This is a genomic window from Lysinibacillus sp. GW821-FHT14F06 (assembly GCF_058803665.1).
The window spans coordinates 36,788-63,188 of sequence record NZ_JBXAPF010000021.1 but is presented as its reverse complement, the minus strand read 5'-3'; the positions used below and the strand labels follow the sequence as shown (position 1 = coordinate 63,188).

The following is a 26,401-nucleotide window of genomic DNA, read 5'->3' as shown; positions in this document are numbered from 1 at the left end:
ATAATTGCCTCGTAAGTAAATTACTTACGAGGTTTTACATTTTCTGTTCTATTCAGTATTATATTGATAATAAGTATTGGAGGTAATACTATGTCACAATCAAAAGCCAAAAAGAAACGTATGCATCTAAAGCGTACAAAAGGAAAAGATGTTGAAATCGATCGTCAAGCCTCCCCTTTTAGTACGCATGAACGTGTCACAAAGTCAAAGCAAGAAACAATAGAAAGAAACTTTACAAAATACAAAAAGCAGCGTATAGATGAATAGATACTATACACTGCTTTTTTATTTATTTTAGATTGTAAAATGATTTTGTATTTTGTGTAATTATTTTTGCCGCTTCCTGTGTTGATAACCCCTTTATTGATGCAATGACCTGTACAGAATGATTCATCATCCAGGGAGATGTACGTTTATTGTCAAAGGGACCTTCAAATGGCCAAGGCCCATCCGTTTCCACCATGATTAGTTCGATTGGATATTTTGTAATGAGCTGTTGAATCTCCTCTTCATACGTACAATCAGGCGTAACAGAAATAAAATAGCCATTCTGAATCATGCGTTCGACCACTATCTCATCTCCCTTGAACCAATGGAAATGTACTTTCGTTACTTGATGTCTTTCAAGCAAATCACAAGCAAGAGCTGCATCCTCATAAACCGCATGTAAAACAATTGGTTTATCTATTTCCTTTGCCAGCAAAATAAAACTTTCCAACAATGCTGTATAAGGTCGATAATCAATATTCTTTTCTTGTTTTAAATAATATGGCAAACCTACTTCACCTATTGCTATCATTTCATGTGCATGTTGGCGTATCCAATCAAACAAAGCATCCATTTCCATTTTACTAGGTAAGGCTTGCTCAGGATGAAAGCCAAATGCAGCCTTGACATTTTTATAAGTTTTCGACAGCATCCACGTTTTTTCACATGATGCAAGATTCATACTGACAGCAATAACATATTCAGCTTTCTCAAGTAAAGCAGGTATCTCGTTTTCCTGATACTGATCCAAATGAATATGGGCATCAATCAACATAGACATCATCCTTTTCTTCTTTTAAAAACGTAAATAATTGTTGCTTTAATGCTGTAAATGTCTCAGAATGACGAATCTCCTCTTGTCGTGGCCGTACAAAAGGAACAATTATTTCTTGTTTAATTGTTGCTGGTCGTTTCGATAGTACAATAATCCGATCTGCCAAAAATAGCGCTTCCTCAATACTATGAGTTACAAATAAAATAGATTTTCGATATTTTTCCCAAATGGATAATAGCCAAGCTTGCATTTCTAATCTTGTAAACTCATCTAACGCAGAAAATGGCTCATCTAAGCATAATATAGGCTTGTTACTAACAATTGCACGAATAAAGGACACTCGCTGCTGCATACCACCAGATAGCTCACTTGGATAGGCATTAACAAATGAAGCGAGACCCACTTTCGCTAACCACTCCTTTGCAAGTTCTATATTCGGCTTTTGCTGAAGCTCCTCTACAATTGTGACATTTTCTAAAATAGTTCTCCATGGTAGTAAGCATGGCTGCTGAGGCATATAGCCAATCGTTCCTCTTTTTTGCTGTATATCTGCACCGTTTAATAAAATGGCTCCCTTATCAATCGAAGAAACACCTCCAATTAATTGAAAGAGCGTACTTTTCCCGCTACCAGACGGACCAATAATTGCCACAAATTCACCGTCCTTCACCTCAAAGGATAAATCTCGAATGACCTGAAGAGTATCAAAGGATTTATCAATATTTTGAACGCTTAGCATGGAATCCTCTCCCCTTCACAATAAGCTTTTCTAGCAGTTGAATAGCGCTAAATAATACTAAACTTAAACAGACAATAGCCAAAATGGCCACAAACACACGATCTGTACGAAATGATGATTGTGCCAATGTCATATATACCCCTATCCCCTTTTTGGCACCTAACCACTCAGCAATAACAGCCCCCATAACGCTGTAGGTAGCGGCAATTTTAATGCCTGAAAAAATAGACGGGTATGCATATGGCCATTCAAGCTTCCAAAAGGTTTGTGCCTTTGTTGCCCCAATCATCTCAAAATAATGCTTCAATTCCGATGAGGTTTGACGGAAACCATCCATTGCAGCAATAACAATGGGAAAAAAGCATACAAGACAAATAATGATAAGTTTAGGTAATAAACCAAAGCCAAACCAAATAATTAATAACGGTGCTAGAACAAGTATAGGAATGTTTTGTGACATAATAAGAATGGGATAAAATAGTTCTCGAATAAATGAAAAACGATGCAGGAGCACAGCAACCGCTAGTCCACAACATATGCCAATAGTAAGTCCCAGTAAAGCTAACTTCACTGTTGCGAAGGCATGAGGCATAAATGTTTCATACGATCGTAAACCTTCTGCCAAAATAGCAATTGGTGCTGGCAATAACCAATGTGGGATATCTGCCAAACGCACAATTAGCTCCCATATGAATAAGAGGAAGGCGATAAAAATTATCGTCCTTCCCTTTTGTATTGCCTGCTTCATCACTTGTATTTCTCCGTTAACGTTCCCATTGTAATACCAGATGGCTGATATAAAATTTTCACTTGTGTAATAACATTGATGGCCCCAAGCTCTATCATCTTTTCATTCATCCGTTCAATGATTTCTAACAACGTTGTCAGCTCGCCCTCCATTGTCGTTTCTAAAGGGTGCACCTCATATTTCACGCCTGACGCATCAATAATAGCAATGGCCGCATCAACAAATGGAATAACATCTTCATATTTTTCTGTTTTCGGGATAATTTGTACACTGATTAATGAGTTTGCCATGTTACTTCGTCTCCTTTTTTGGTAAAAAGTCGTTCGTAAATGCTTGTTCTGCCTTAAATTCGCCCTCTAAAACGTTGTTGCTAGTCATCCACTTCGCATAGTTTTCCCAGACAGTTAGCTTTTGCTCGCCCCATTGAGCAGCGTCATCCTGATACTTATCTGCTAGCCACTCCTGACTTTTATGCACAAGCTCTTTATCTAAATCAGGTACTGCCTCAAGTAAAACATCTGCTGCCTCACTTGGATTACTGATCGCATATTCATAGCCCTTTGCCACGGCAGCGACAAATGCTTCAACTGTCTTTGGATCATCCTGAATCATTTTTTCATTCGTAGCAAGAACGGGTGTATAATAATCCAGTTGGTCACTATAATCTGTTAAATACAGCATGTTGAGCTTTTCACCACGAAGCTCAGCTTCAATTCCAGTCCAAGCATAGTAAATCCATGCAAAATCAATATCTTTTTTCATCATTGTAAAGAAATCTATATCACCGGCATTAATAATATCTAATTTATTAATATCTGCATTTTCAGTTTGCATTAATGACTGTAGAACAGCCTGCTCAAGTGGAGCTCCCCAGCCACCATATGTTTTCCCTTCAAATTTCTTCGGTGATGTAATGCCTTTAGAGGCAATTGAGGCAAAGCCAGAAGTATTATGCTGAATAATCGCCGCAATCGATACTAGAGGTACCCCCTGTACACGAGCCTGTGTAATTCCCTCCTGATAGCTTACACCAAACTGTGCCTTGCCAGATGCCACGAGCTGATCCGCTCCTGCGTCACCAGGTTGTAAAATATCAACATCCAAGCCCTGCTCTTCAAAATAACCTAATTTCTTAGCAACATATAGCCCTGTATGATTTGTATTTGGCGTCCAATCGAGTACAACGGACACCTTTTTTAATGCATGCTCATCCTTGTTGGTATCCTTTTTTTCGCTACAGCCCGCTAATGTTAAAAGGGCAGCCATAAGAACCAATAACCATTTTTTCATGCTGAATCCTCCCAGTAAGTAGTGTGAAAGTGTTCATAAAGGAATGTTCTACCAGAAGAAAGCGTATTCACAGTCTATCTACACCCAAGATGTGTATATAAAACAAAAAAACGCCTAGGATTCCTCCCAGACGTTGTGCAATCAATATCAAAAACTTACTTTTTTTGAATAGATGTTCCCTACGCTGGTACGAGCCAAATCAGGTTCAAAGGGTCAGCGTCTAACGGACACAATCTCAGCTGGCAACTACCAGCTCCCCTACATTCTTTCCATATGAACTTTTCGTTGATTATTATACCCATATCTCACTGTAAATAACAAGGCTCTATTTAATGAAAACGCTGTAAAAATAATTTAATTGCATCATCTTTTGCTTCATGAATTCCATCCTCCGTGAGATACTTTTCATTTATCCCAAATACCTGTAATGTCCCTTCTTTAGTATAACCTTGCGCTAAGAGAGCTAATGAAACATCTTTAAAGGCGTAAATTGGTGTTAATGAACCATCTTCTTCCACTTGATAGAATCTAAAGCGGTATTTCTCCTCCTTTGGTATCCATTCATGAAGAGCAAGACTATTTTGATAGGCTTTTAAAAAAAGGGCTTTTTTACCATCAAGTTTATGATAGGAGCCGTCTACTAAATCAACATATCCTGTCTCTAAGCTTTCTTCAGTTCTAAAGGAGGCATAGATTTTATGGTCAGTAAGTGCCACGTCATGTATGCCTTTAAAAGGTAAATCATATTGTTTTTCTTTTTCCGTTCCAACATCATAGAGCGTAAAGCTTACCGTTTCTACTCCATCTTTTTTAAAGGCTCTTGGTAGGAGCAACTGATTGTCCTGATAAATTGGCTGACTTACTGCACTATTATCAAAGGACTGTTTAAATTGTTTTACCTCATTTGTACGCAGATTTGTTAAGCTATAAATGGTATGACCTGTTCTGGTATCAGACATTTCTGTCAGTAGTGTATCATCTTCTAAATCCATAAAAGTATCCGTAGAAAAGCCTTTGACCTCTAATGTTTCTCTATTTTTTACAAACACAGAATTCCTATCATCAGCCATCCAAGCAAGCCAATCTTCATTTACTAACATTTTTGAAATAGGAAATTCACTTGTACTTGTTACTTCCGCTTTTTCAATATGTGTATCGAGTGAATAGGAATAAATGGTATTACCCTCGTAATAATAAAAGGAGTTCGTTGCATCATCAAAGATAGCTGTAGATAATGTATTAGCAGTTCGACCAGGAATACTAATTTCTTCATAGGATTGTTCACTTATTTGCGAAATCGTCAATTGTTCCTTTATTTCATCTATAAATGGATAACTTAGTAATGCCGTAAGTGCTAAAGCTGAAAATCCTACTGCTACGGGCTTCCACACATGTTTTTTTACAGGAGTTTGCTGTTGCTCAAATCTAACATGAGCAGCCTCTAAAATCTCTTCTTTTTTTTGAGGAGTTAATGCTAATTGATCTGGTATAGTAGTCTTTAATCGCTTACGTAAATTCATTTCCATTATAAATTCCCTCCTTTTCTAATTGGATGCCTACTCGTTTTCTCCCTCTTGCTAGCCTTGTTTTCACTGTATTGATTGAACATTGTAAAATGGATGCGATATCGGTGATAGATAGTTCATCATAGTAATAAAGCCAAAGGACCTCTCGATATTTCGTTTCTAATGTAGTAATACTGTGAGCAATAACATCCATTTCTTCTTGCTTTAAAATTTGAGATTCCACTGAAATAGAGGCTTCCTGCTTTTTAAAAAGACTAGTTAACTCTGTTTTCCGATATGCCCAGCTCTTAAAGTAATTGTGACACTCGTTGACGACCATACGATATAAGTAAGTTTTGACACTAGAACGTCCTTCAAATTGCTCCATCTGAATGTAATAGCGGATGAATACTTCCTGTACAATGTCCTCTGCCCTTTCTTTACTTTTTACATATGTATAAGCTAGTCGAAGTAAGTAATGACCGTATAAATCCATAACCTCCCGTAAATATATATCTCTTTGTTGTTTCTCCAAGCAATTCCCTCCCTTCATCAATTTGTATAAGTTAGACAAGGCATAATGCTTGTTGGTTTCATCTTTTCATTAATTTTGTATTAATAGCATTATTTAGTTGGTGCTGAATAATAATAAAAAACGCAGCACTCATAATGAATGGCACTTTAAAAACTAAAAAAAGTCAATTTGCATCACAGTTTTGTGGCAAATCGACTTTTTTAGTGTCTTTCTCATAAAGAGAACAGGCTTTAATCTAGCTTGGGTTTTGTTCTTTTTTTGCGATTAATACATGTGAAATTTGTCCGTCAGTTGCAATATCTACCTTGAACGAGCCATTTGAATGGCGATCTGAACGGGTTAGTGCATGAACATCTACGACCTCTTGCACACCTTTTTCAGTTTCAATGATAACATGCTCCTCATCTGTCGCCTTGACTACTGCAACGATACGATGAGGGTTTGCCTTTAATTCAGTTAAAACCTTTAAGCCCCGTTTCGCACGACTCGCCATCTCAACTTCAGCTACATTCATTTTCTTCACAGCACCTCGCTGCGTTACAATAACAACATATTCTGTGTCATTTGGCTGTAAAACATTGACACCAACAAGTGCTTCCCCATCTTTTAAGGTAATCCCTTTAACACCGCCTGTTTTCACGCCTGTTACTGGTAACTCCTCGATTGGGAAACGGATAGCATAGGCTGTATCCGTTGTTAATAATAATTCAGTGTCATCCGTAACGAAATCTGTAAATATCATTTCATCGCCAGCTTTAACATTCATCGTTTTTATCGGCTTTGAATAACGAGTAACAGCATAATCTGTCAAAGAAGAGCGTTTAATTTGTCCATCTTTCGTAGCCGTTAAAATATAGATATTCGCTTGTTCAAATGTGTCGAAGCCATAGACCGCAATAATGGATTCATCCTCTCCTGTCGGCACAATACTCGATATATGCTGGCCGAGATCCTTCCAGCGAATATCTGGCAGCTCATGTACAGGCTGATAAATATAATTGCCTCGATTTGTGAACAGCAGGAGATGATGTTGTGTATTTAAGGTTTCTTCATATAATAAATAATCTGAATCCTTCATTGCAATATCCTGACCATTTGAGGCTGCATGGGAACGTGTAGAAGTACGTTTAATATAACCATCCTTTGTTACAGTCACAACAACCTCTTCACTTGGTACAAGAACATCTAATGTAATTTTAATTTCTTCAATTTCTTGTTCAATTTTCGAACGACGTGGCTCTGTAAAACGTTTTTTAATATCAAGTAACTCCTGTTTTATGACGCGAATAAGCTTTGCCTCACTATTAAGAATGCCTTCTAGCTTGGCAATCAATTTATTTAATTCATCCTGTTCTTGGCGAAGCTCTGTAATGTCTGTGTTTGTTAAACGGTATAATTGCAAGCTAACGATTGCCTCTGATTGCACCTCTGTAAAGTCAAACTTTGTTTGTAAATTTAGTTTCGCATCTTTTTTATCATTAGAAGAACGAATCGTGGCAATCACTTCATCTAAAATGGACAATGCCTTAATTAAGCCGTCAACGATATGCGAACGATCCTTAGCCTTTTGTAAATCATAGATCGAACGGTTTGTAACGACTTCTTTTTGATGGGCAATATACGCATCAAGTAATAAAGGCAAGGTCATCATCGTTGGACGACGATTATGAATGGCAATCATATTAAAATTATAAGCTACTTGTAAATCCGTTGTTTTAAATAAATAATTTAAAATCCCTTGCCCTGGTACATCTTTTTTTAGCTCAATGACCACACGTAAGCCTGTACGGTCCGATTCATCGCGAATTTCCGAAATACCTTCTAGACGCTTATCGACGCGTTGTTCATCTATTTTTTTCACAAGATTTGCTTTATTAACATCATATGGCAATTCCGTAATGACAATTTGCTCTTTACCACCTTTAATCGGTTCCACAGTAGCTTGTGCACGAACAATGATTTTACCACGGCCAGTTTCATAAGCTTTTTTAATGCCGTCAACACCTTGAATAATGCCACCTGTTGGGAAATCTGGACCTTTAATAACTGTCATCAACTCATCAACTGTTGAATGAGGCTTTTCTAAGCGCATTAGAACACCGTCCAGTACTTCATCAAGAGCATGAGGAGGAATATCTGTTGCATAGCCAGCTGAAATACCTGTTGAGCCATTCACCAGTAAATTTGGGAAGCGTGCTGGTAACACGGTTGGCTCCATATCCTGATCATCAAAGTTTGGCACGAATTCAACCGTTTTTTTGCCAATATCACGTAGCATCTCTGCAGCAATAGCTGATAGCCTTGCTTCTGTATAACGCATCGCTGCTGGTGGATCTCCATCAACAGAGCCGTTATTTCCATGCATTTCAATCAGCATATGACGCGCTTTCCAATCTTGACTCATACGCACCATCGCTTCATAAACTGAGCTATCACCATGAGGATGATAGTTACCAATTACATTTCCGACCGTTTTAGCGGATTTACGGAATGGTTTATCATTTGTATTCCCCTCAGAAAACATCGCATATAAAATACGACGCTGCACAGGCTTAAGACCGTCACGTGCATCAGGCAACGCGCGGTCTTGAATAATATATTTACTATAGCGACCAAAACGGTCACCCATCACTTCTTCTAAAGGTAAATCTTGAAACTTTTCCGTACTACTCATGCTTGGTCCTCCTCTTGTTGGATGAATTCATTGTCTAAAATATTTGAATCATCCTCCATACCGAAGTTTACATTGGCTTCGATCCATTTACGACGTGGTTCAACTTTATCGCCCATTAATGTTGTGACACGTCTTTCAGCTCGTGCACCATCCTCTATCGTTACACGAATTAACGTACGTGTTTCAGGGTTCATCGTCGTATCCCACAGCTGGTCTGCATTCATCTCACCAAGACCTTTATAGCGCTGCAATATGTAACCCTTTCCAACTTTTTTGATGGCCTTTTGCAAATCATTTTCAGTCCAAGCATATTCAATCACTTCTTTTTTACCAGTACCCCTTGAAATTTTATACAAGGGTGGTAAGGCAATAAAGACCTTGCCTGCTTCAATTAATGGACGCATATAACGATAGAAAAATGTTAATAGCAAAACTTGAATATGTGCACCATCTGTATCGGCATCGGTCATAATAACGACTTTATCGTAGGCTGAATCCTCAACAGAAAAATCTGTGCCCACCCCTGCACCAATAGCATGAATAATTGTTGAAATTTCCTCATTTTTCATGATGTCCTGTAGCTTAGCCTTTTCTGTATTAATGACTTTACCTCGCAATGGTAATATGGCTTGGAATGTGCGATCTCGCCCTTGCTTTGCGGAGCCCCCAGCAGAATCACCTTCGACTAAATACAGCTCGTTTTTCGCAGCATTGCGAGATTGTGCGGGCGTTAATTTACCAGAAAGAATGGTACTGGCCTTCTTATTTTTCTTACCATTACGTGCATCTTCACGTGCTTTACGAGCCGCTTCACGAACTTGCTGTGCTCGAATAGCTTTACGCACAAGTGATGCAGATAGCTCGGCATTTTCCTCAAGTACATATAAAATTTGCTCAGAAACCACACTATCTACGGCAGAACGAGCCTCACTCGTCCCTAGCTTGCCTTTTGTCTGCCCCTCAAATTGTAGTAAATGCTCAGGAATACGTACAGACACAATTGCTGCCAGTCCCTCTCGAATATCTGTTCCTTCAAGGTTTTTATCTTTATCTTTTAACAGACCAATTTTTCTTGCGTATTCATTAAACACACGTGTTAATGCTGCTTTTGCACCTGTTTCATGTGTGCCGCCATCACGTGTACGAACATTGTTAACAAAGGACAGAATTGTTTCTGAATAGCCATCGTTATACTGGAACGCAAATTCTACTTCAATATCATCCTGAATCCCTTCTACATATTTGACGGGATGAAGAACGTCTTTCTCCTCATTCAAATACGCAACGAAAGCTTCAATGCCGTTCTCATAAAAGAACACATCACCTTTGCCTTCCTCGCGTTCATCGATTAACTCAATTTTTAAGCCCTTCAATAAAAATGCCGACTCGCGTAAACGTTCTGCAAGTGTATCATAATTGAATTTTGTAACAGAAAAAATCTTGTCATCAGGTAGAAAATGGACTAGCGTACCTGTTTGTTTCGTACTGCCGATTTCTTCAAGCGTTGTGGCTGGATGACCACCATTTTCAAAGCGTTGGCAGTATTTCTTACCGTCGCGGTGTATTGTAACTTCTAAAAAAGTTGATAACGCATTAACGACAGAAGAACCTACGCCATGTAAACCACCACTTGTTTTATAGCCGCCTTGTCCAAATTTACCGCCAGCATGTAAAACTGTAAAAATAATTTCAGGTGTTGGCTTCCCCATCTTATGCATACCAGTTGGCATTCCTCGACCAAAATCTCGCACGCTAATACTTTGATCTTTATGAATCTTGACAATAATATGTGAACCAAAGCCAGCCAATGCTTCATCCACCGCATTATCCACGATTTCATACACGAGGTGATGAAGTCCACGGCCATCTGTAGAACCGATATACATGCCGGGTCTCTTTCGTACCGCTTCTAATCCTTCTAATACTTGTATAGCGTCATCATTATAGACGCTTGGTGACTGCTTATTCGTCAAAAAATTCCCCTCCAAAAAACAAACGCATGTTCTATTTATCTTCTCTTCCTAATAATAATAGCATTTCCTGTCAATAGCTAGCGACAGGCCCAATAAATTTTTAATTCTCCACAGCTTCCTTATTTTTAAAAGTAATCATCTGCATTGTCATAAGCTGTCATATTCCCTTGACGCAAGGACGTGAGCTTTTGTTGCATAAATCAATTACTCCCTAGCGTAATTGCGTTAGGAAAACACATTCATCTCGTCACCTTTAGAGGTGGAAGTATTGTGTACCTAACGCTTCGCTTTCGGTACACAATATTGGTGCTGCCGCTACCGTTTTCGCACAATAAAGATCTGTTGCTGTCGCTTTGCTTTCGCACAATAAGGATCTGTTGCTGTCGCACAGTAAAGATTTGCTAAATCAAGATAAAACACCTAATGACTAATAACCGATTATAAACTTTCAGCTAAAACAAAGATAACTCGTGAAGGTATTCAATTCTTCATGCAGAAGCATTCAATAACCGCTCTAATAATGGCGGATATGTAGATTAACAACAAAATGGGATCTTCTGCCTGACTGAAGATTCATACTAGCATTTCCATGAAATTTAAGATAGACTTCTATTCTACCAAAGGAAAGGATGATTGACAAAATTGCCATTTTACCTATATTTTTAGAAAAGGATTGTCTTGATAATGGGATGCTCGTGTCAAATAGCCTAACCTTAGCACAATATACATATAGAAACCCTTGAAAAAATAGTTCTCTTTTGTATTGAATTCAAGGAACGTCATGAAATCTCCTTCATGACATTGTAGATTATCAAGAAAAAGTGTAAAATACTTGTTACAAACTATTAGTACCAAGTGATGAATTACCAATGAAAGGAGTCCAACTATGTTAAATGGACTTATTATTTTATGTGCTTATCTAATTGGCTCTATACCTTCTGGATTATGGATAGGCAAAATTTTTTATAAAACAGATATTCGTGAACATGGTAGTGGTAATTTGGGTGCCACGAATACCTTCCGTATCTTAGGAAAAAAAGCAGGAATTGTCGTAACCATTATGGATGTCCTAAAAGGGACAGCGGCCGTATTGCTAGTAGCGCTGCCGATATTTTCTGAAGTCTCCATACACTCATTAATTCTTGGACTTATAGCGGTTATTGGTCATATGTTCCCTATCTTTGCAAACTTCCGTGGAGGAAAAGCTGTAGCAACATCAGCTGGCGTCCTCTTAGGATATACATGGCCTTTATTTGTCTTACTTTTTATTACGTTTATTGTAACGTTAAAAGTCACAAAGATTGTAAGTTTAACTTCCATGATTGCCGCTTTAGTAGCACTTATTTATTCTATCGTTTATTATTTTGTTACAGGTGATTTTGCGTTAAGCATTTTAGTCGCATGTTTATTCACCTTTATTATTTATCGTCACCGGGCAAACATTGGCCGCATTAAAAATGGGACTGAGCCAAAGGTGAAATGGCTGTAGCAAAGAGAGGAGCATTCTAATGAATATTGCACTAACAGAGGAAGCCCTGCATTGGTTTAAACGAGAAATGGAAGTAGAAACAGGCGATACCATTCGTTTTTATGCAAGATACGGAGGTTCCAGTCCATTTCATGAAGGCTTTTCTCTTGGTATGACTCGTGAGGAACCAATCGAGATTGGTGTCAAAACAGAGATTGATGGGGTTACCTACTATATTGATGAAAAAGATTTATGGTTTTTTAATAGCCACAATCTACATGTAGATATTGATGCTACAAACGATGAATTAAAATATGACTATCGTAAATAAAGCCGTGTTTCCTTTCGTTTTTACGAAGGGAACATGGCTTTTTCATTTGCCAGAAACTAAATAGAATAAATTCCTATCTTTGTTTATCTTTCCTGAAATTTGTCCATTCTATAGGTATTGAATGCATACTTGGAGGAGGAAAGAAAATGTCCGTTTCAAAAAGTTCAGATGCCTCCCAACCAAATTCCAACAACGAACTCCTAAATCAATCACTTTCGAACAATATGAAAGTGATTAGAAACACACTTGGAAATAGTAATGACCTGGTTATACGAGAAATTACCATTGGAAAAGCTGACAAGCACTCAATCGCAATTATTTATATGGATGGCTTATCTGATAGAACAACCATTTCGGATACGGTTATTGATAAGCTTATGCTCGATAAGGTTGAAGAAAATGGCTCAGATACAGATATAGAAACTATTCATCAATTTATAAGAGAATCTTGTTTGACAGTTGGTGATACCAATAATCTTTCTCATTTCACCGCACTGTATACGGCTATTTTAAATGGCAATACGGTCATTTTATTAAATGGATGTACCACTGGGATCGTGACAAGTACAAAGGGTGCTAAAGATCGAGAGGTTACAGAGCCGTCAACAGAATCTGTGATTAGAGGACCAAGGGAATCCTTTACGGAAACATTACGCACAAACACAGCCCTTATCCGACGAAAAATTAAAAGTCCTAATCTTTGGATAAAATCTCGTGTGGTTGGAGAGGTAACGCAAACAGATGTAGCCGTTATGTATTTAAATGGCATTGCGAATGACAAAATAGTGGCAGAGGTTTTAGCACGTATTGATCGTATTAATACTGATGCCATATTAGAAAGTGGCTATATCGAAGATTTTATTCAAGATTCTAAATTCACAATGTTTCCAACAATCTATAATTCTGAACGACCTGATGTTATTGCTGGAGAATTGTTAGATGGGAAAATTGCTATTTTAGTGGATGGTACACCCTTTGTATTGGTAGTACCAGCTTTATTTACATCCTTTTTACAATCTGCTGAGGATTACTATCAAAATTGGATCATCAGTTCCCTAATTCGTTTATTAAGATTTTTAGGAATAAGTCTTGCGTTGGTGGCACCGTCACTCTATGTTGCCATCACTACCTTTCATCAGGAAATGCTTCCAACTGCTATGCTTATTAGTATTGCTTCACAGCGAGAAGGTGTTCCCTTTCCCGCAGTAGTTGAAGCACTCATTATGGAGATTGCCTTTGAGGTGCTACGGGAAGCGGGTCTTCGCATGCCAAGAACTATTGGACCTGCTGTATCCATTGTAGGAACCTTAGTCATTGGCCAGGCCGCCGTTGAAGCAGGTATTGTATCAGCTGTAATGGTTATAATTGTAGCATTAACAGCGATTTGTAGCTTTCTATTCCCTGCCTATGGCTTATCGAATACTATTCGAGTTCTACGCTTTCCATTAATGATTGTTGCAGCCATGTTAGGTTTATTTGGTGTTATGTTTGGAATAATGATAATTATTCTACACCTATGTAGCATTCGATCTTTTGGTGTACCCTATTTCAGTCCATTTGCTCCATTAATTATAAAGGATCAGAAAGATGCTTTAATCTTACTACCACGCAGAGATTTATTGACCAGACCACGTTTAGTTAGTCAAAAAAATAACGTTAGAGGCCATAAATATTTGGATATGAAAAAAAGAAATACAAACTAATGTGTAAACGAGGAATGGCACATGTCAAAATTCAGCCTAATTTGTTTCCTACTGATCCTCCCTTTGCTACTAAGTGGTTGCTGGAGTAAGCGTGAATTGAACGAGTTAGCAATTGTCGTTGCATTAGGGGTAGATAAGGTTGATGATCAATATGAATTATCGATTCAAGTAGTAGATCCTAGTGAAATTTCTACTAGACAGCCATCTACTGGACGTACCCCTGTTATTACCTATCATGCAACAGGAGAAACCATTTTTGAAGCTGTTCGAAAAATGACAACTTTAGCAGCTAGGAAACCCTATTTTTCTCATCTTCGGATAGTTGTTATCGGTGAGGAATTAGCGAAAGAGGGAATAAACGAAGCATTAGATTTAATTTCCAGAGATCATGAATTCCGAAATGATTTTGATGTCATCATGTCCCATGAGGCAACTGCTAAGGACGTTTTAAGTGTGTTAACGCCGATTGAAAAAGTACCAGCCAACAAAATGCTAAATTCTTTGAGAGTATCAGAAAAAGTTTGGGGCTCTACCATTTCCATCAATATCGATGATTTAGTCAATACTTTAAACAACAATGAAAAAAGTGCAATCCTGTCAGCTATTGAAATACATGGTGATCCAAAATTAGGTATGGATCAAACAAATGTAACAAAAGTGAAAACCCCTGTACTTTTAAAATATGCTGGATTAGCCGTCTTTAAAAAAGATAAATATATCGGACTTTTAACAGAAAATGAAAGTAGAGGACTTAGCTATATTAATGACAAAATAGATAGCACCATTGAAATTATTGCTTGCACAAATGGAGGTACTCTATCCACCGAAATTACCAAATCAACCACCAAAATAAAAGGTAATTTTAAAAAGGGCTCCCCTCATATAAATGTGCATATTGACGTAGAGCAAAATGTTGGAGAAGTTGAGTGTGATATGAAGCTTTCTAACAATAAATCCATTAAATATATAAATAAAAAAACGGAGAAAATGATTAAACAACATGTTGAAAATACAATCAGAACCGTTCAGCAAAATTATCAAGTAGATGTTTTCGGTTTTAGCGAAGTACTCCATCGATCAGATGCTAAACAGTGGAAAAAAATAAAAAATGACTGGGAGACAATTTTCCCTGAGCTTCCTATTAACGTTGAAGTACATGTTAATACACAGGGATTAGGAACGATGCAAAATTCATTATTGCACAAATCCAAAAAGGAGGAGTGAGACCATGGTGATGACGCTATTTATCCTTGTTATTTCGTCCATAATTGCCTTTGCTTTTATCCCAAAATTAAAAAAACAAAAAGAAACGAAGACGATTGTTATTTTTTCAATTATTTTATTACTTGCTACTGCATTAAATATTGGTGTCGTTTTAAAGCTTCAGATTCCAAGTCCACTTGACTTGATCACTTTTATTTTTTCACCTATTAGAGATCTAATTGTTTCACTTACAAAATAAAAAAGGGGTTGCTCATAATGGAAAAAGAAATTATTAGTTCAAGACAATTTATGATCATCACCCTTCTTTTTTCCATTGGAACAGCCATATTAATTATTCCAGCCACTATTGCAAGTGCCGCAAAGCAAGATGCTTGGATTGCAGCAATCATCGGAGTCGCAATAAGCTTTCTCTTAGTAAAGCTATATATTTCTTTAGGAAAACGTACACCTAACCTTACATTCATTGAGGCAAATGAAAAAATACTAGGGCGCATTTTTGGGAAATTTACAGCGGTCGGCTTTATAATTCTTACCTTTCTTTCCTCAGGTGAACTATTATATTTTATTGGTATTTTCATGAAAACAGAAGTGATGCCAGAAACCCCAACTATGGCATTTGCATTGCTGTTTAGTATCATCATTGTGTATGCTGCTTTTCTCGGCATTGAGGTATTTGCTCGTTCTGCAGAGATTCTTTTCCCTTTTTTTATCTTGATTTTTATCGTCTTTGCAATTTGTATAGCACCTCAGATTAGCTTTGATAATGTACAGCCAATCTTGGAAACATCCAAAAAATCCTTTGTATATAGTATTATTCGATTTATGAGTATTTTTTCTTTCCCACTAGTTGTACTGTTAATGCTTTTCCCATCTGCTGTTAATGTCCAAAAGTCAGCACAAAAGGGATTTTACATTGGAACAATTATTGGTGGTATTGTCTTAATTATCATAATTACCTTATGTGTCCTTGTGCTAGGTCCCTCTAATACCGCCTCTCGTACCTTCCCTAGCTACGCATTGGCACAAAGAATTTCTATCGGTAATTTTTTACAGCGTATTGAAATTATTATGGCAGGCATGTGGATAATATCTATTTATATTCGAACATTTATGTATTTTTACGCTGCAGTCATTGGTATAGCACAGATATGTAAGATACAGGATCATCGTCCACTTATTTTTCCACTTGGTTTATTAATGATTGGTCTTTCTCAAATTGTTCATCCTAATATCGTTCATTCTAATGTCTACAACAATGAAATTTGGCCCATATTCTCGGCTATATTCACAGTTATTTTGCCGTTAACCTTACTAATCGTTGCGATGTTCCGCAAAATAGATGGGCATTCACAAGGTGAAAATAGCAATGAAGTTCAAACAACGAGCAAGAATCACGCACAGAACGATAGTGAGAATAAAAGTAATAATGCTTCAGAGAGTGATAACCAAAGCGATTCTAAAAATGAGGAACAAAATGAAAATAAACTTGAACTAGAAAGCCAAAATGATAGTAAGTCACAGACTAAAAATGAAGATGATGTAAAATCTGATCAAGATAAAAATGAAAATTAAAAAATGATGACCTTATTAACTGTTAGGTCATCATTTTATCATTTATTTCGCTTTTATGCCGTTGAATAACGTTTCAACAATTAACAATGCAGCTGAGTTTTTGGCAATATTTCCCTCCTGTACTTGCTGCCACATAGTAAATAGGAGTGAATATAAGACATTAAGCATCCATTCACTACTCATATCCTGACGTAAATAACCTTGGTTCTGTAATTGGATAATCGTCTGTCTAATAGGCTCCTTCAGCTGATCTTCAGCAGCCAATAATTCTGAACTGTAATTTACTGAGCATTCATGTGCGAGAAAATAAATTTTATCTCCTAACGGAATTAAAGCCTCAATAAGCTTTGGGATATAGGATTCCAGCTTTTCTTCATCCACTGGTATTTCGTTCATGGTATCATTGACAACCTGAACAGCTCTAAAGCCTAATTGCAACATCAATTGTTCCCTGCTTTCAATATAACGATGTAAAGTTGCGATACCAATACCAGCATAGTTAGCGATGTCAGTTAAGGAGGCTGTCGGTTTTTCGACGAGGAGCTCTGTAGCTGCATCTAATATAGCAAGAAGCCTAGCCTCTTTTGCATTTTTCATCATGCTTCACTTCTTTCCAAAAATAAGGTGAATACTAGATAGTGTTTACTACCAATTGATACAATTGTAGAATACAGAACACTGGAATTCAACCTACTTGCCTATCAGGAAGGCTTTTCTTACAAAGAAATATAACATTTTGCACTACAAAGAAAGTCATTGCCCATTCTGCACCCAGACATCCTTCACATAGTTTCCTCTATACTGATGCTGCTCTAACCAGTTTTTTGCCTCAATCTCCTCTACCCTTTTTTCAAATTGATAGGCTTGCTGCAGCATAGCTTCTACAGCCGGTGCCATGTGATTACCATCTCCACAAACATATAATCGTCCATTATTATTTAACATTTCGATAATATTTGAGGAATAAGGCTCCATTATTTGCTGCACATAAGCTTTCTGTATTCCATCTTTACGGGAAAATGCCTTATGAAGTGTCACAATCCCATCCTTTTCAAACTGCTCAAGCTCCTCACGATAAATAAAATCAGCATCATTTCTACAGCCGAAGAAAAGATGTGCTTGCCCAAGTACAATTCCTTGCTGTTTCATCGCAGCACGAGCCTGTAAAAAGCCTCTAAATGGTGCTATACCGGTTCCTGGTCCAACCATTATGATCGATGTAGCTGCATCCTCTGGTAGCTGGAATCTTGAATCAGCTGAACGTAAAAACATACCTAGCGATTCACCTGGTTGACACTGTGCCAAATAATTTGACGCCACCCCATGATAGTCCCCTCGCCCACTCCAGGCTGGTTCCTGCAAGACACCTACTGTAATGCTTAAGCGTTCAGGATTTACCATTGGTGAACTGGATATGGAGTAATATCTAGCCTTTAATGCCGGTAGTAAAGCAATAAATTTTTCAAACGGTAATTCACTAGCTTCATATATTTCAAGGAGCTCTAGCATAGATAATCGTTTTTTTAATACCTGCTCCCTATAAATATCTTCCTGTAATAATTGCTCTAATTCACGTTTATGCGGTGGACACTCTGTATATGCAGCTAGCTCTCGTATTTGTAAACGACTAGCTGTCTCCTGTAATTCAACACTAGTAGCAAGTACCTCGTATAAGCTAACCGGATAATCTGTAGAAAGATGCGACCCATTTCCATTAGACGAAATGAGTAGCTGATCATTGGCATTCAATTTAAATCGACGAAGAACTCGATGGATGAGCTTGCTGCTATTCTTTGGTATCACGCCAAGATGATCGCCCTCTTGATAGCTAAGCCCCTTTGGCAATGCAATTTCAATATGACGTGTACTCCGTTCACTATTGGCTAAGTGGAGCTCTTCATTTTTTATAATTGAGGCATAACTAGCACCATGTTTTAAAGCAAGTGGTACCGTTGCTAAGCCTTTTACGACTTGAATAGACAATTTAGTTTGTTCCTGCAAAATATCGTCATCTATAGTTAAATCAAATGTCTCTTTCATAGTCTGCCACAGCTGCTCTCGCCAATGCTCAAATTGCTTTTCAAAATCTGCACTTGCGTCAGCTTCCCCATGTAGTAAAATTCTTGTAGCTCCTTTTATGGCAAGCTGTTCATCTATTGTTCGAGGTACTTTTTGATACGTATAATGCCAATTTCGATCTCCGCAGCCGAATACAGCATAGTTAACTCCTTGTAAGCTATTCGCATTACTATTCTCTAGCCATGAGAGAAACTTTCGAGCATTTCTTGGGGGATGACCATTATAAGAAGAGCAAACAATAAATACTGCGCCCTCTTTAGGTAATTTTCCAGCATACTCATCTAGTGCAGCTACCTCACAACGAATACCATACAAAATAGACTCGTCTGCTAATTGTTTGGCAATTCTTTCTGCCGACCCCAAATCAGAACCATAAAGGACTAGCAAAGACATTTTTGCATTCTCTACATTTGGTTTTGGTAAAGTATGCATTTTTTCTTGTTGCTGAGGTGCTACTGTTGTTTTTTGGTTAATTACTCGATTACGCTGCTTTACTCGAATTTTAAAATCACCTGGCTTTATCGTTAGAGTTTGTTGTATTTTTAATTGATAATTGTCATAATCGATTAATTCAAAACGCTGTAGAATCATTCCTAATACCAATGTTGCTTCATGAAGGGCAAATTGCATGCCGATACAGGCACGCTGACCATTTCCAAACGGTTTAAAGGCATGTGTAGGAACATTCTGAGGATCTTCAAAGCGCTCTGGATAAAATTGTTCCGCATTTTCACCCCATGCATTTTTATCACGATGAAGCTGTGGCAGAAGGACACTTATATTGTCACCTTTTTTAATCAAGTACTTGTCGCCAATGACAGTATCCTTTTTTGCATAAAGCTCAAAGCCAGGTGCTGTCGGCCATAATCGTAATGATTCATTTAAAATTAGACGAATGTACTTTAGCTGTCCTATTTGTTCATATGTTGGTGTTTCTTCAGTCAAGATCTGATCAACTTCTGCATAAGCCTTCTCTAATACTTCAGGATGTTTGATTAAAAAATAGAGGGCAAAGGATAGCAATCCGCTTGTTGTTTCATGCCCAGCTATCAAAAATGTAATGATTTGATAGCGAATATTTTCATCGCTTAGTGTTTCTCCTGTGTCTGGATCTTTTACATTTAACATGCGGCCTAATAAATCAATTTCCTCCTGTGCACCTCTTGCCTTTCGCTCCTCAATAATTTTATCTACTAATGTAAACATTATTTCGATATCTTCGTTAAATTGACGCCTAGTGCCAACCATCATCAGATTTTGTATCTTTAATCGGGAACTTTTTAGCATAGCTTCATTTAAAGCACGAACCATACTCATAATAAAGGGGCTATGTGTTTCTCTATAAAAGCTATTAAAGCGATAATTAAAGCCACATAAACCAATTGTGTCTAGTGTTAATCGTGTCATATCTTCCGGGACTTCAATTTCCTCCATCGGATTTAAGCGTTCCCATTTTTGTATCAGCTGTGTAGCAATATCCGTCATCATAGAATGATAATCCTTCATAGCCTGTTTACTAAACGTGGGAAGTAGGATATTATGTGCCTTTTGCCAGTTCGGCTCAGTTGTTCTGCTTGTAAACAGGCCATCACCACCAAAAGCACGAACATTTTCTAACTCACTATATATCTGCTTATCAAAACGAGAAACATCACAAACATCAGCTACCAAATCATGACCAGATATTACCAGGCTAGTATAACCTGGTATTTCTAATCGATATATCGGCCCATACTCTTCTGCAAGCTTACAAAGTGATAATGTTGGCTGCTCTTTATCGATTAAAGGCAAATGGCCAAGTGGACCAAATGTTTTTGGTTTTGGAACATCCTCTACACTTATCATCATGAATCCCTTCTTTCAGTAAATTTAAAATGATAGTTAAATCTATCATTTGATAAAATAATATACCACATATGAAGTAGATTCAACTTTTTAGAAATTATCAAAGGGAAGAATGGCAGTATTTGTGAACAATAAGTGAAATAGCTAAAAGCCCAACCTCTCTCACTAATAAGTGGAGACATTGGGCTTTTTGCGGGTTTAAATTTAACTTCTTTCAGCAGAAGTCTCCCGCCTCTAAAGGTGGTGAGATGAATGCGAATTTAAGCTACTTTTCAACGGGTGTCCAAACAACCGCTAAAAGAAGTTAAAGCCTCCGGCGGATGTCACGGAATCGGAAAGGAGTTCTTTGTGTAAGCACAAAGCCGATTCCGGACTCAATTATGTCGAGGCATAATTGATTTAAATATGATATTCAATTTCATCAACGAAATCCCATTCATATGGTGTTTCTTGATAAACATAGTAATTCAGCCAGTTTGAGAATAACAAATGGGTATGGGCACGCCATGTATTAATCGGCTCTTGTGCTGGGTCGTCATTTGGGAAATAGTTCACTGGCACAGCAATGTCTAACCCTTTTGAAACATCTCGGCTATATTCATCTGCTAAAGTTGTCGCATCATATTCAAGATGACCTGTAATCATAATGTTTTTATTATCCTTGGACTGCACAATAAATACACCTGCATCCTCTGAATAGGATAGTAAACGTAAATCAGGATGATTGCGTACTTCATCTATAGAAACAGATGTATAACGAGAATGTGGTGCAGTAAATAAATCACTAAAACCTCGCACTAAGTCCACTGTTAAATCTGTAATAACATGCGAGTAAACACCAGAGCATTTTGCTGGAAGTTCAACCTTCCCGATCCCATAATGATGATATAAGGCAGCCTGTGCCCCCCAACATATATGTAGAATCGATGTCACATTTTTCTTAGACCAATCCATAATTTGTGAGATTTCCTGCCAGTAATTCACTTCTTCAAAAGCCATTTTCTCAACAGGAGCACCTGTAATAATCATTCCATCAAAGCGGCGATGACGAATTTGTTGGAATGTCGTGTAAAATAACTGTAAATGTGATTTACTAACATTTTTTGATTCATGTGTTGCTGTATTTAAAAATGTAATATTGACTTGCAGTGGCGTATTCCCTAGTAAGCGCAGTAACTGAAGCTCTGTTTTCTCTTTTTCAGGCATTAAGTTGAAAATCAATATATTTAATGGACGAATTTGTTGTGTTTTCGCACGATCCTCTTCCATCACGAAGATTTTTTCCTCTCGTAAATGTTCTCCAGCTGGTAAGTTTTTTGGAATATTAATTGGCATCTTGCATTCCCCTCTCTTTTAATTCACTCTTAATGTTTACAATGACACTTTTTATGAAATTAAAAAATCCCCCTCATTCCATGCGAGATAGAATGAGAAGGGATTTACCACGTTCACTCTTATCTCTCAAAGGAACAAACCTTTGCTGGAATTAGCACCTTTCTAACATTTGTTAGAGGTTGCTGAAGCGTCATCGGGCCAAATCCCTCAGCTTCTCTTGATAAGATTATTTAATTAAAATGAATTGTAACATGAACTATTAAGAATATCAATAAAACATAGAATATTTTGTCATTACTATGCATGTTTAGCTAAATTTTGATGAACACTAATCATCATAATAACATATGAAATTTTATGGTAAACATGCTGTAATTATGTTACCATATACCTTTAGTAACAGAGAGGAACGTGAATAGCTTGATTAAAATTGAATTTCCTAAACCAGATTTAGTGATTCGCCAGCGTGAGCAAGATTTAAAGCCTGGTGATGTACCAATTACACCATACCATGGTTTTATTGACTTCCATAAAATCACACGAGACAAAGGTGGCATTTTCTTATTTTACAATGAGAAAAATGAGCTTTTATTTGTCGGTAAAGCGCGTAAAATTCGTCAGCGTATAAAAAAGCATTTTGAAGACAATGTATCGCCTATGAAAAATCATCGTCAAGAAATTTTCAAAATTGAAGTTTATGAAATAGAGGATCCAATGGAACGTGAAATTTACGAAACGTATGCCATTAATGTTTTCCGCTCTAAATATAATGTTGATAAAGTATTTTATTAAAAAAGAATCTGCTTGCCTCTTAAGTATTACAAAGGCAAGCAGATTCTTTATTTTCTACTCTACAAAAAATGCTTTACGTTCTTTAGTAATCCATTCCTCAAGCTCATGATCATCTCGTCTTAATAGACGATTAATAAGGACATCATGCCATATATAATCTTCTAATAAACAAATGTGAACCGGATCATTCGTAATAAAAGCGGTTTCAAGATTTGAAGGAGAATGTCCATAAATCATCTCTTGACCATCTATAGACAAGATAAACCAGTGCGGTGTAGAAGATTTTTTCGTATAATATGTCATTCGATGCATATCGATGGATGACACAGGTTCATGCACATATAGTGTAATACCGTGAACAGGAACTTGTTCAGCCACCAATAAAATATCCTCTCTCAATGCTTCATACATCTCTTCCCACATAGAAAGAAGTACCTTTTTCTCCGCTTTCTTTAATAATGACTGACAGTAATTAATAATTGTCTCCTTCCCTTTTAACATTAACACTTTAGGCTCCGCTTCCTGCTCCTTAGTTTCTAATTTTTCTAATTGGTCACTAATTGACGTAAAATTCGATTGCCAGCGCTGTTGAATTTGCTGTAAAAACATAGCAACAGGAATGGAAGAATAAGTTGTTTGATCAGCAGCCTCCTCTTTCAGCACTAATCCTTTTTCAACGAGCACATCCAGTATGTCATAAACTCTTGCTCGAGGAATACCAGAGTTTTTGCTGACCTGATAAGCACTAATATGGCTCTTTTGGACAAGTGCCGTATAGGCCTTTGCTTCATATTCTGTAAATCCTAGCTCTTTTAATTGGGCGAGTAATTCATCCATCCAATCCCTCCATTTCCTTTATTATAGAATAATTTGATGAATAGAAGCTAATGAAAAAAATAGTCTTTACAGCGAAATAAAAATTAGTTACTATTTCAGTAGTAACTATCTAATGAGGTGTCAACATGCTTTTTGAAGTAGATGTAAATGTAGTAATTTTATTGATTGCGTTTGGGTTTCTCGCAGCCTTTGTAGACTCTGTGGTTGGTGGTGGTGGCTTAATCTCATTACCTGCTCTTTTGTTTGCGGGTTTAAATCCTGCAGCAGCCGTTGCAACCAATAAGTTAGCGGGTACTATGGGTTCTTTAACCTCTACGATTTCCTTTTATCGTTCAGGACAGTTAGACATTCGTTCTGTCATAAAATACTTTCCACTAGCCTTTGTTGGATCGTTATTTGGCGCATGGACTGTACATTTAATCAATCCCTCGCTACTCAAACCAATCATGCTCATAATGCTAGCAGGAGTAGCAGTTTATACGATTTTTAAAAAGGATTGGGGCTCTGTATCTGCTGTTAAAACATTATCTCCTTTACACTTGGCTTTATTTATGTTTTTGCTATTTAGTATTGGGTTTTATGATGGGTTTCTTGGTCCAGGTACTGGATCATTCTTAATCTTTAGCTTTTTACTTGTTGGCTTTGATTTTTTAAAGGCTGCAGGAAATGCAAAGTTTTTAAATTTAGCAAGTAATTTTGCGGGTCTTTTAATGTTCGTCTACTTAGGACATGTTCATTTTGCCTATGGTTTCATAATGGGCATCGCTCAAATTGCTGGTGCAATGGTAGGTTCACGTGTAGCCATTAAAAAAGGTAGCGGTTTTGTGCGTGTTTTGTTTATTATTGTGACCATAACATTATTAACAAAAAATGCATATGATTACTTTGCTCATTAATAGACATGAAAAATGCCGTGAACGAAATTTCACGGCATTTTTCTAGTTAAATAAATAACTTATCTTCCTTAAATTTATGGCTTGTTAATAAACTTACAATTACAAAGATAAATAAAGAAGCGACAATCGGGATAGTCACGGTATGCATTCCGAAGATGGACGGGTAAAAACGATCAATAACAATATACAAGATCATGCCTGAAAACATTGACGCAATAGCACCGTACTTATTAGCCTTCTTCCAATATAGCCCTAATACAACGGTCCAAATAAAGACTGCCTCAAGTCCACCAAAGGCAAATAAATTCAGCCACACTAATAAATCTGGTGGATTCACAGCAAAAACGATAACGGCTAAACCTATAACAGTCGTGACAATAAAGCTAGCCCGCTTAATTTCTGTATCATTAGCTGTTGGTTTTATATAATTTAGATAAATATCCTTCACTACAGTAGAGCTTACAAGCATCAATAATGCGTTGACTGTTGACATTGTGGCGGCCATTGGTGCGGCTAAGACTACACCTGCTAAAAATGGCGGTAAAACCTTTAATGTCAGTAGCGGCATTACCTTATCCCCAATCTCAATTCCTGGTAAAACTGGACGAGCTAAGACACCAATTAAATGCATCCCAAACATGATTGTTCCTATGGCAATAGTACCAATGATAATCGCTAAATGCATGCTCTTAGAATCCTTATAGCTCATAGCACGAACTGCGATTTGTGGAAGCCCCACAACGCCAACCCCAATCAAAATCCAAAATGTAGAAACATATAATGGTGTTAACTCTCCCTCTGCTCCAAATGGAGAGACAAAATTCGGGTTTTCCGCGACAAGGGATGCCATAATTTGATCGATGCCTCCACCTGCGATAATTGTCCCAATTAATAATATTATCGTTCCAATGACCATAATAGAGCCCTGCACAGTATCTGTTAATGCAACAGCACGAAAACCACCGATAATGACATACACTAATACAGAAATAGCAAAAATAAAGAGTGCTGCTGTGTAGTTTAAGCCTGTTAATGATTCAATAAGACGTGCGCCACCTACCCATTGGGCCATCATGGCAGAAAATAAAAAGACAATAATACTAATTGCGGATAAGATGACAATCACATGACTTTTATAGCGCTCTCGTAAAAAATCAATTAAAGTAATGGCATGATAACGTCTTGCAAGAATGGCAAATTTCTTCCCTAATATCATAAGCACAAAATAGCCTGCCGGAAGCTGTGCCATTGCTAATAACACCCAACCTAGACCTTTCGTGTAAGCAACACCTGGACCACCAATAAAACTACTTGCACTACCATACGTAGCTATCATGGTCATAGCTAAGAGGAAGCCTCCCATTTCACGACCACCAAGAAAGTACTCCTGTAAAAATGAATTGGAGGAACGTATATGCTTATTAGCCCAGACACCAATACCAAAGATAATGACTAAAAATAATAACAGTGGAAAAATAACTTGCCAATGCATTATCGATCCACCTCCTCATCCTCAAACGGTACCTCTTTGAAGAAAAGTTTCATGACAAGCCAAATGAGAAGTATCATAAAGCCTGTCCCTGCGATACAGCTATAGAAAAACCATGCAGGGAAACCGAAAACATAGGTATAGCTTGTCGGATCCCCAGAACCTAGTCCATAGGCAAAGCCAAACCAAATCGCAAAATTGACGATGACAAGCACGACACCAATAAGCGCCTCTCGATGCGCAACTTTAAATCGTTGATCTTTCAAAATAAAGTCCCCCTAACCTACTCTATTTTACTGATATGTATCCATTATGGGAACCTTT

General features: G+C 37.4%; 24 protein-coding genes and 2 riboswitches. Of the genes, 9 read left to right on the top strand and 15 right to left on the bottom strand.

The genetic code is table 11. From position 1 onward, the window contains the following. The first annotated feature begins 90 nt into the window (after nucleotides 1-90). Complete coding sequence (gene brfA, locus AC1RNS_RS17685; RefSeq protein WP_492994544.1) at nucleotides 91-267, top strand: ribosome rescue factor BrfA; 177 nt, start codon at nucleotides 91-93, stop codon at nucleotides 265-267. Nucleotides 268-289: 22 nt separating this feature from the next. Here brfA and AC1RNS_RS17680 read toward each other — a convergent pair whose 3' ends face one another. The 9 genes from AC1RNS_RS17680 to parE form a co-directional block, all read right to left on the bottom strand. Continuing rightward, on the bottom strand, nucleotides 290-1,042 hold the full coding sequence (locus AC1RNS_RS17680; protein WP_492994582.1) for a TatD family hydrolase: 753 nt from the start codon (nucleotides 1,040-1,042) through the stop codon (nucleotides 290-292). Further along, nucleotides 1,032-1,781 carry an ABC transporter ATP-binding protein gene (locus AC1RNS_RS17675; protein WP_492994542.1) on the bottom strand — a complete coding sequence of 250 codons (750 nt, stop codon included), beginning with the start codon at nucleotides 1,779-1,781 and terminating at the stop codon, nucleotides 1,032-1,034. Before AC1RNS_RS17675 ends, AC1RNS_RS17680 begins: the two co-directional genes overlap by 11 nt. Continuing rightward, nucleotides 1,759-2,529 carry an ABC transporter permease gene (locus AC1RNS_RS17670; RefSeq protein WP_492994581.1) on the bottom strand — a complete coding sequence of 257 codons (771 nt, stop codon included), beginning with the start codon at nucleotides 2,527-2,529 and terminating at the stop codon, nucleotides 1,759-1,761. Before AC1RNS_RS17670 ends, AC1RNS_RS17675 begins: the two co-directional genes overlap by 23 nt. Then, nucleotides 2,529-2,819 (bottom strand): thiamine-binding protein, encoded by a 291-nt coding sequence (locus AC1RNS_RS17665; RefSeq protein WP_492994541.1) that lies wholly within the window; start codon nucleotides 2,817-2,819, stop codon nucleotides 2,529-2,531. Before AC1RNS_RS17665 ends, AC1RNS_RS17670 begins: the two co-directional genes overlap by 1 nt. 1 nt (nucleotide 2,820) lies before the next feature. Continuing rightward, nucleotides 2,821-3,819, bottom strand: coding sequence for an ABC transporter substrate-binding protein (locus AC1RNS_RS17660; RefSeq protein ID WP_492994540.1), 999 nt, complete (start codon nucleotides 3,817-3,819; stop codon nucleotides 2,821-2,823). Nucleotides 3,820-3,978: 159 nt separating this feature from the next. Continuing rightward, nucleotides 3,979-4,089, bottom strand: a riboswitch (TPP riboswitch). A gap of 59 nt (nucleotides 4,090-4,148) precedes the next feature. Continuing rightward, on the bottom strand, nucleotides 4,149-5,345 hold the full coding sequence (locus AC1RNS_RS17655) for a hypothetical protein (protein WP_492994538.1): 1,197 nt from the start codon (nucleotides 5,343-5,345) through the stop codon (nucleotides 4,149-4,151). Next, complete coding sequence (locus tag AC1RNS_RS17650; protein ID WP_492994536.1) at nucleotides 5,326-5,859, bottom strand: sigma-70 family RNA polymerase sigma factor; 534 nt, start codon at nucleotides 5,857-5,859, stop codon at nucleotides 5,326-5,328. Before AC1RNS_RS17650 ends, AC1RNS_RS17655 begins: the two co-directional genes overlap by 20 nt. Before the next feature lie 235 nt (nucleotides 5,860-6,094). Next, entirely contained in the window at nucleotides 6,095-8,533 is a 2,439-nt protein-coding gene (parC, locus tag AC1RNS_RS17645; protein ID WP_492994535.1) for a DNA topoisomerase IV subunit A, read from the bottom strand. Then, entirely contained in the window at nucleotides 8,530-10,506 is a 1,977-nt protein-coding gene (parE, locus tag AC1RNS_RS17640; protein ID WP_492994533.1) for a DNA topoisomerase IV subunit B, read from the bottom strand. Before parE ends, parC begins: the two co-directional genes overlap by 4 nt. A gap of 886 nt (nucleotides 10,507-11,392) precedes the next feature. On the opposite strand from parE, the gene plsY reads away from it, so the two are divergent. From plsY to AC1RNS_RS17610, 6 genes are all read left to right on the top strand, one after another. After that, the gene (plsY, locus tag AC1RNS_RS17635) at nucleotides 11,393-11,995 is read left to right on the top strand and encodes a glycerol-3-phosphate 1-O-acyltransferase PlsY (protein ID WP_492994531.1); all 603 of its coding nucleotides are present in this window, start codon (nucleotides 11,393-11,395) and stop codon (nucleotides 11,993-11,995) included. Nucleotides 11,996-12,014: 19 nt separating this feature from the next. Then, nucleotides 12,015-12,305: a HesB/YadR/YfhF family protein gene (locus AC1RNS_RS17630; RefSeq protein WP_492994529.1), complete on the top strand. Its 291-nt coding sequence runs from the start codon at nucleotides 12,015-12,017 to the stop codon at nucleotides 12,303-12,305. 146 nt (nucleotides 12,306-12,451) lie between these two features. Beyond that, nucleotides 12,452-14,008 (top strand): spore germination protein, encoded by a 1,557-nt coding sequence (locus AC1RNS_RS17625; RefSeq protein WP_492994527.1) that lies wholly within the window; start codon nucleotides 12,452-12,454, stop codon nucleotides 14,006-14,008. A 21-nt stretch (nucleotides 14,009-14,029) separates the two neighbouring features. Beyond that, nucleotides 14,030-15,232 (top strand): Ger(x)C family spore germination protein, encoded by a 1,203-nt coding sequence (locus AC1RNS_RS17620; RefSeq protein ID WP_492994526.1) that lies wholly within the window; start codon nucleotides 14,030-14,032, stop codon nucleotides 15,230-15,232. 4 nt (nucleotides 15,233-15,236) lie between these two features. Then, the gene (locus AC1RNS_RS17615; RefSeq protein ID WP_492994524.1) at nucleotides 15,237-15,470 is read left to right on the top strand and encodes a hypothetical protein; all 234 of its coding nucleotides are present in this window, start codon (nucleotides 15,237-15,239) and stop codon (nucleotides 15,468-15,470) included. Nucleotides 15,471-15,487: 17 nt separating this feature from the next. After that, entirely contained in the window at nucleotides 15,488-16,804 is a 1,317-nt protein-coding gene (locus tag AC1RNS_RS17610) for a GerAB/ArcD/ProY family transporter (protein ID WP_492994522.1), read from the top strand. A gap of 42 nt (nucleotides 16,805-16,846) precedes the next feature. On the opposite strand, the gene AC1RNS_RS17605 is transcribed toward AC1RNS_RS17610, so the two are convergent. From AC1RNS_RS17605 to metA, 3 genes are all read right to left on the bottom strand, one after another. Next, on the bottom strand, nucleotides 16,847-17,401 hold the full coding sequence (locus tag AC1RNS_RS17605; protein WP_492994520.1) for a TetR/AcrR family transcriptional regulator: 555 nt from the start codon (nucleotides 17,399-17,401) through the stop codon (nucleotides 16,847-16,849). A gap of 156 nt (nucleotides 17,402-17,557) precedes the next feature. Then, nucleotides 17,558-20,728, bottom strand: coding sequence for a bifunctional cytochrome P450/NADPH--P450 reductase (locus AC1RNS_RS17600; protein ID WP_492994579.1), 3,171 nt, complete (start codon nucleotides 20,726-20,728; stop codon nucleotides 17,558-17,560). A 399-nt stretch (nucleotides 20,729-21,127) separates the two neighbouring features. Then, on the bottom strand, nucleotides 21,128-22,063 hold the full coding sequence (gene metA, locus AC1RNS_RS17595) for a homoserine O-acetyltransferase MetA (RefSeq protein ID WP_492994519.1): 936 nt from the start codon (nucleotides 22,061-22,063) through the stop codon (nucleotides 21,128-21,130). Nucleotides 22,064-22,179: 116 nt separating this feature from the next. Further along, nucleotides 22,180-22,290, bottom strand: a riboswitch (SAM riboswitch). Between the two features lie 193 nt (nucleotides 22,291-22,483). On the opposite strand from metA, the gene AC1RNS_RS17590 reads away from it, so the two are divergent. Then, on the top strand, nucleotides 22,484-22,855 hold the full coding sequence (locus AC1RNS_RS17590; RefSeq protein ID WP_492994517.1) for a nucleotide excision repair endonuclease: 372 nt from the start codon (nucleotides 22,484-22,486) through the stop codon (nucleotides 22,853-22,855). 54 nt (nucleotides 22,856-22,909) lie between these two features. On the opposite strand, the gene AC1RNS_RS17585 is transcribed toward AC1RNS_RS17590, so the two are convergent. Further along, nucleotides 22,910-23,692, bottom strand: a complete 783-nt coding sequence (locus tag AC1RNS_RS17585; RefSeq protein ID WP_492994515.1) for a TrmB family transcriptional regulator — start codon at nucleotides 23,690-23,692, stop codon at nucleotides 22,910-22,912. Between the two features lie 125 nt (nucleotides 23,693-23,817). Between AC1RNS_RS17585 and AC1RNS_RS17580 the strand changes: the two genes are divergently transcribed. Next, nucleotides 23,818-24,588, top strand: a complete 771-nt coding sequence (locus AC1RNS_RS17580; RefSeq protein ID WP_492994513.1) for a TSUP family transporter — start codon at nucleotides 23,818-23,820, stop codon at nucleotides 24,586-24,588. A gap of 46 nt (nucleotides 24,589-24,634) precedes the next feature. On the opposite strand, the gene panF is transcribed toward AC1RNS_RS17580, so the two are convergent. After that, complete coding sequence (panF, locus tag AC1RNS_RS17575) at nucleotides 24,635-26,080, bottom strand: sodium/pantothenate symporter (RefSeq protein WP_492994511.1); 1,446 nt, start codon at nucleotides 26,078-26,080, stop codon at nucleotides 24,635-24,637. Then, complete coding sequence (locus AC1RNS_RS17570; protein WP_492994509.1) at nucleotides 26,080-26,343, bottom strand: YhdT family protein; 264 nt, start codon at nucleotides 26,341-26,343, stop codon at nucleotides 26,080-26,082. Before AC1RNS_RS17570 ends, panF begins: the two co-directional genes overlap by 1 nt. Nucleotides 26,344-26,401 lie beyond the last annotated feature (58 nt).

Coding starts and splice junctions, on each gene's coding strand:
- brfA (WP_492994544.1), top strand. CDS start 91: ATGTCACAATCAAAAGCCAAAAAGAAACGTATGCATCTAAAGCGTACA.
- AC1RNS_RS17680 (WP_492994582.1), bottom strand. CDS start 1,042: ATGTTGATTGATGCCCATATTCATTTGGATCAGTATCAGGAAAACGAG.
- AC1RNS_RS17675 (WP_492994542.1), bottom strand. CDS start 1,781: ATGCTAAGCGTTCAAAATATTGATAAATCCTTTGATACTCTTCAGGTC.
- AC1RNS_RS17670 (WP_492994581.1), bottom strand. CDS start 2,529: ATGAAGCAGGCAATACAAAAGGGAAGGACGATAATTTTTATCGCCTTC.
- AC1RNS_RS17665 (WP_492994541.1), bottom strand. CDS start 2,819: ATGGCAAACTCATTAATCAGTGTACAAATTATCCCGAAAACAGAAAAA.
- AC1RNS_RS17660 (WP_492994540.1), bottom strand. CDS start 3,819: ATGAAAAAATGGTTATTGGTTCTTATGGCTGCCCTTTTAACATTAGCG.
- AC1RNS_RS17655 (WP_492994538.1), bottom strand. CDS start 5,345: ATGGAAATGAATTTACGTAAGCGATTAAAGACTACTATACCAGATCAA.
- parC (WP_492994535.1), bottom strand. CDS start 8,533: ATGAGTAGTACGGAAAAGTTTCAAGATTTACCTTTAGAAGAAGTGATG.
- plsY (WP_492994531.1), top strand. CDS start 11,393: ATGTTAAATGGACTTATTATTTTATGTGCTTATCTAATTGGCTCTATA.
- AC1RNS_RS17630 (WP_492994529.1), top strand. CDS start 12,015: ATGAATATTGCACTAACAGAGGAAGCCCTGCATTGGTTTAAACGAGAA.
- AC1RNS_RS17625 (WP_492994527.1), top strand. CDS start 12,452: ATGTCCGTTTCAAAAAGTTCAGATGCCTCCCAACCAAATTCCAACAAC.
- AC1RNS_RS17620 (WP_492994526.1), top strand. CDS start 14,030: ATGTCAAAATTCAGCCTAATTTGTTTCCTACTGATCCTCCCTTTGCTA.
- AC1RNS_RS17615 (WP_492994524.1), top strand. CDS start 15,237: ATGGTGATGACGCTATTTATCCTTGTTATTTCGTCCATAATTGCCTTT.
- AC1RNS_RS17610 (WP_492994522.1), top strand. CDS start 15,488: ATGGAAAAAGAAATTATTAGTTCAAGACAATTTATGATCATCACCCTT.
- AC1RNS_RS17605 (WP_492994520.1), bottom strand. CDS start 17,401: ATGAAAAATGCAAAAGAGGCTAGGCTTCTTGCTATATTAGATGCAGCT.
- AC1RNS_RS17600 (WP_492994579.1), bottom strand. CDS start 20,728: ATGATAAGTGTAGAGGATGTTCCAAAACCAAAAACATTTGGTCCACTT.
- metA (WP_492994519.1), bottom strand. CDS start 22,063: ATGCCAATTAATATTCCAAAAAACTTACCAGCTGGAGAACATTTACGA.
- AC1RNS_RS17585 (WP_492994515.1), bottom strand. CDS start 23,692: ATGGATGAATTACTCGCCCAATTAAAAGAGCTAGGATTTACAGAATAT.
- AC1RNS_RS17580 (WP_492994513.1), top strand. CDS start 23,818: ATGCTTTTTGAAGTAGATGTAAATGTAGTAATTTTATTGATTGCGTTT.
- panF (WP_492994511.1), bottom strand. CDS start 26,080: ATGCATTGGCAAGTTATTTTTCCACTGTTATTATTTTTAGTCATTATC.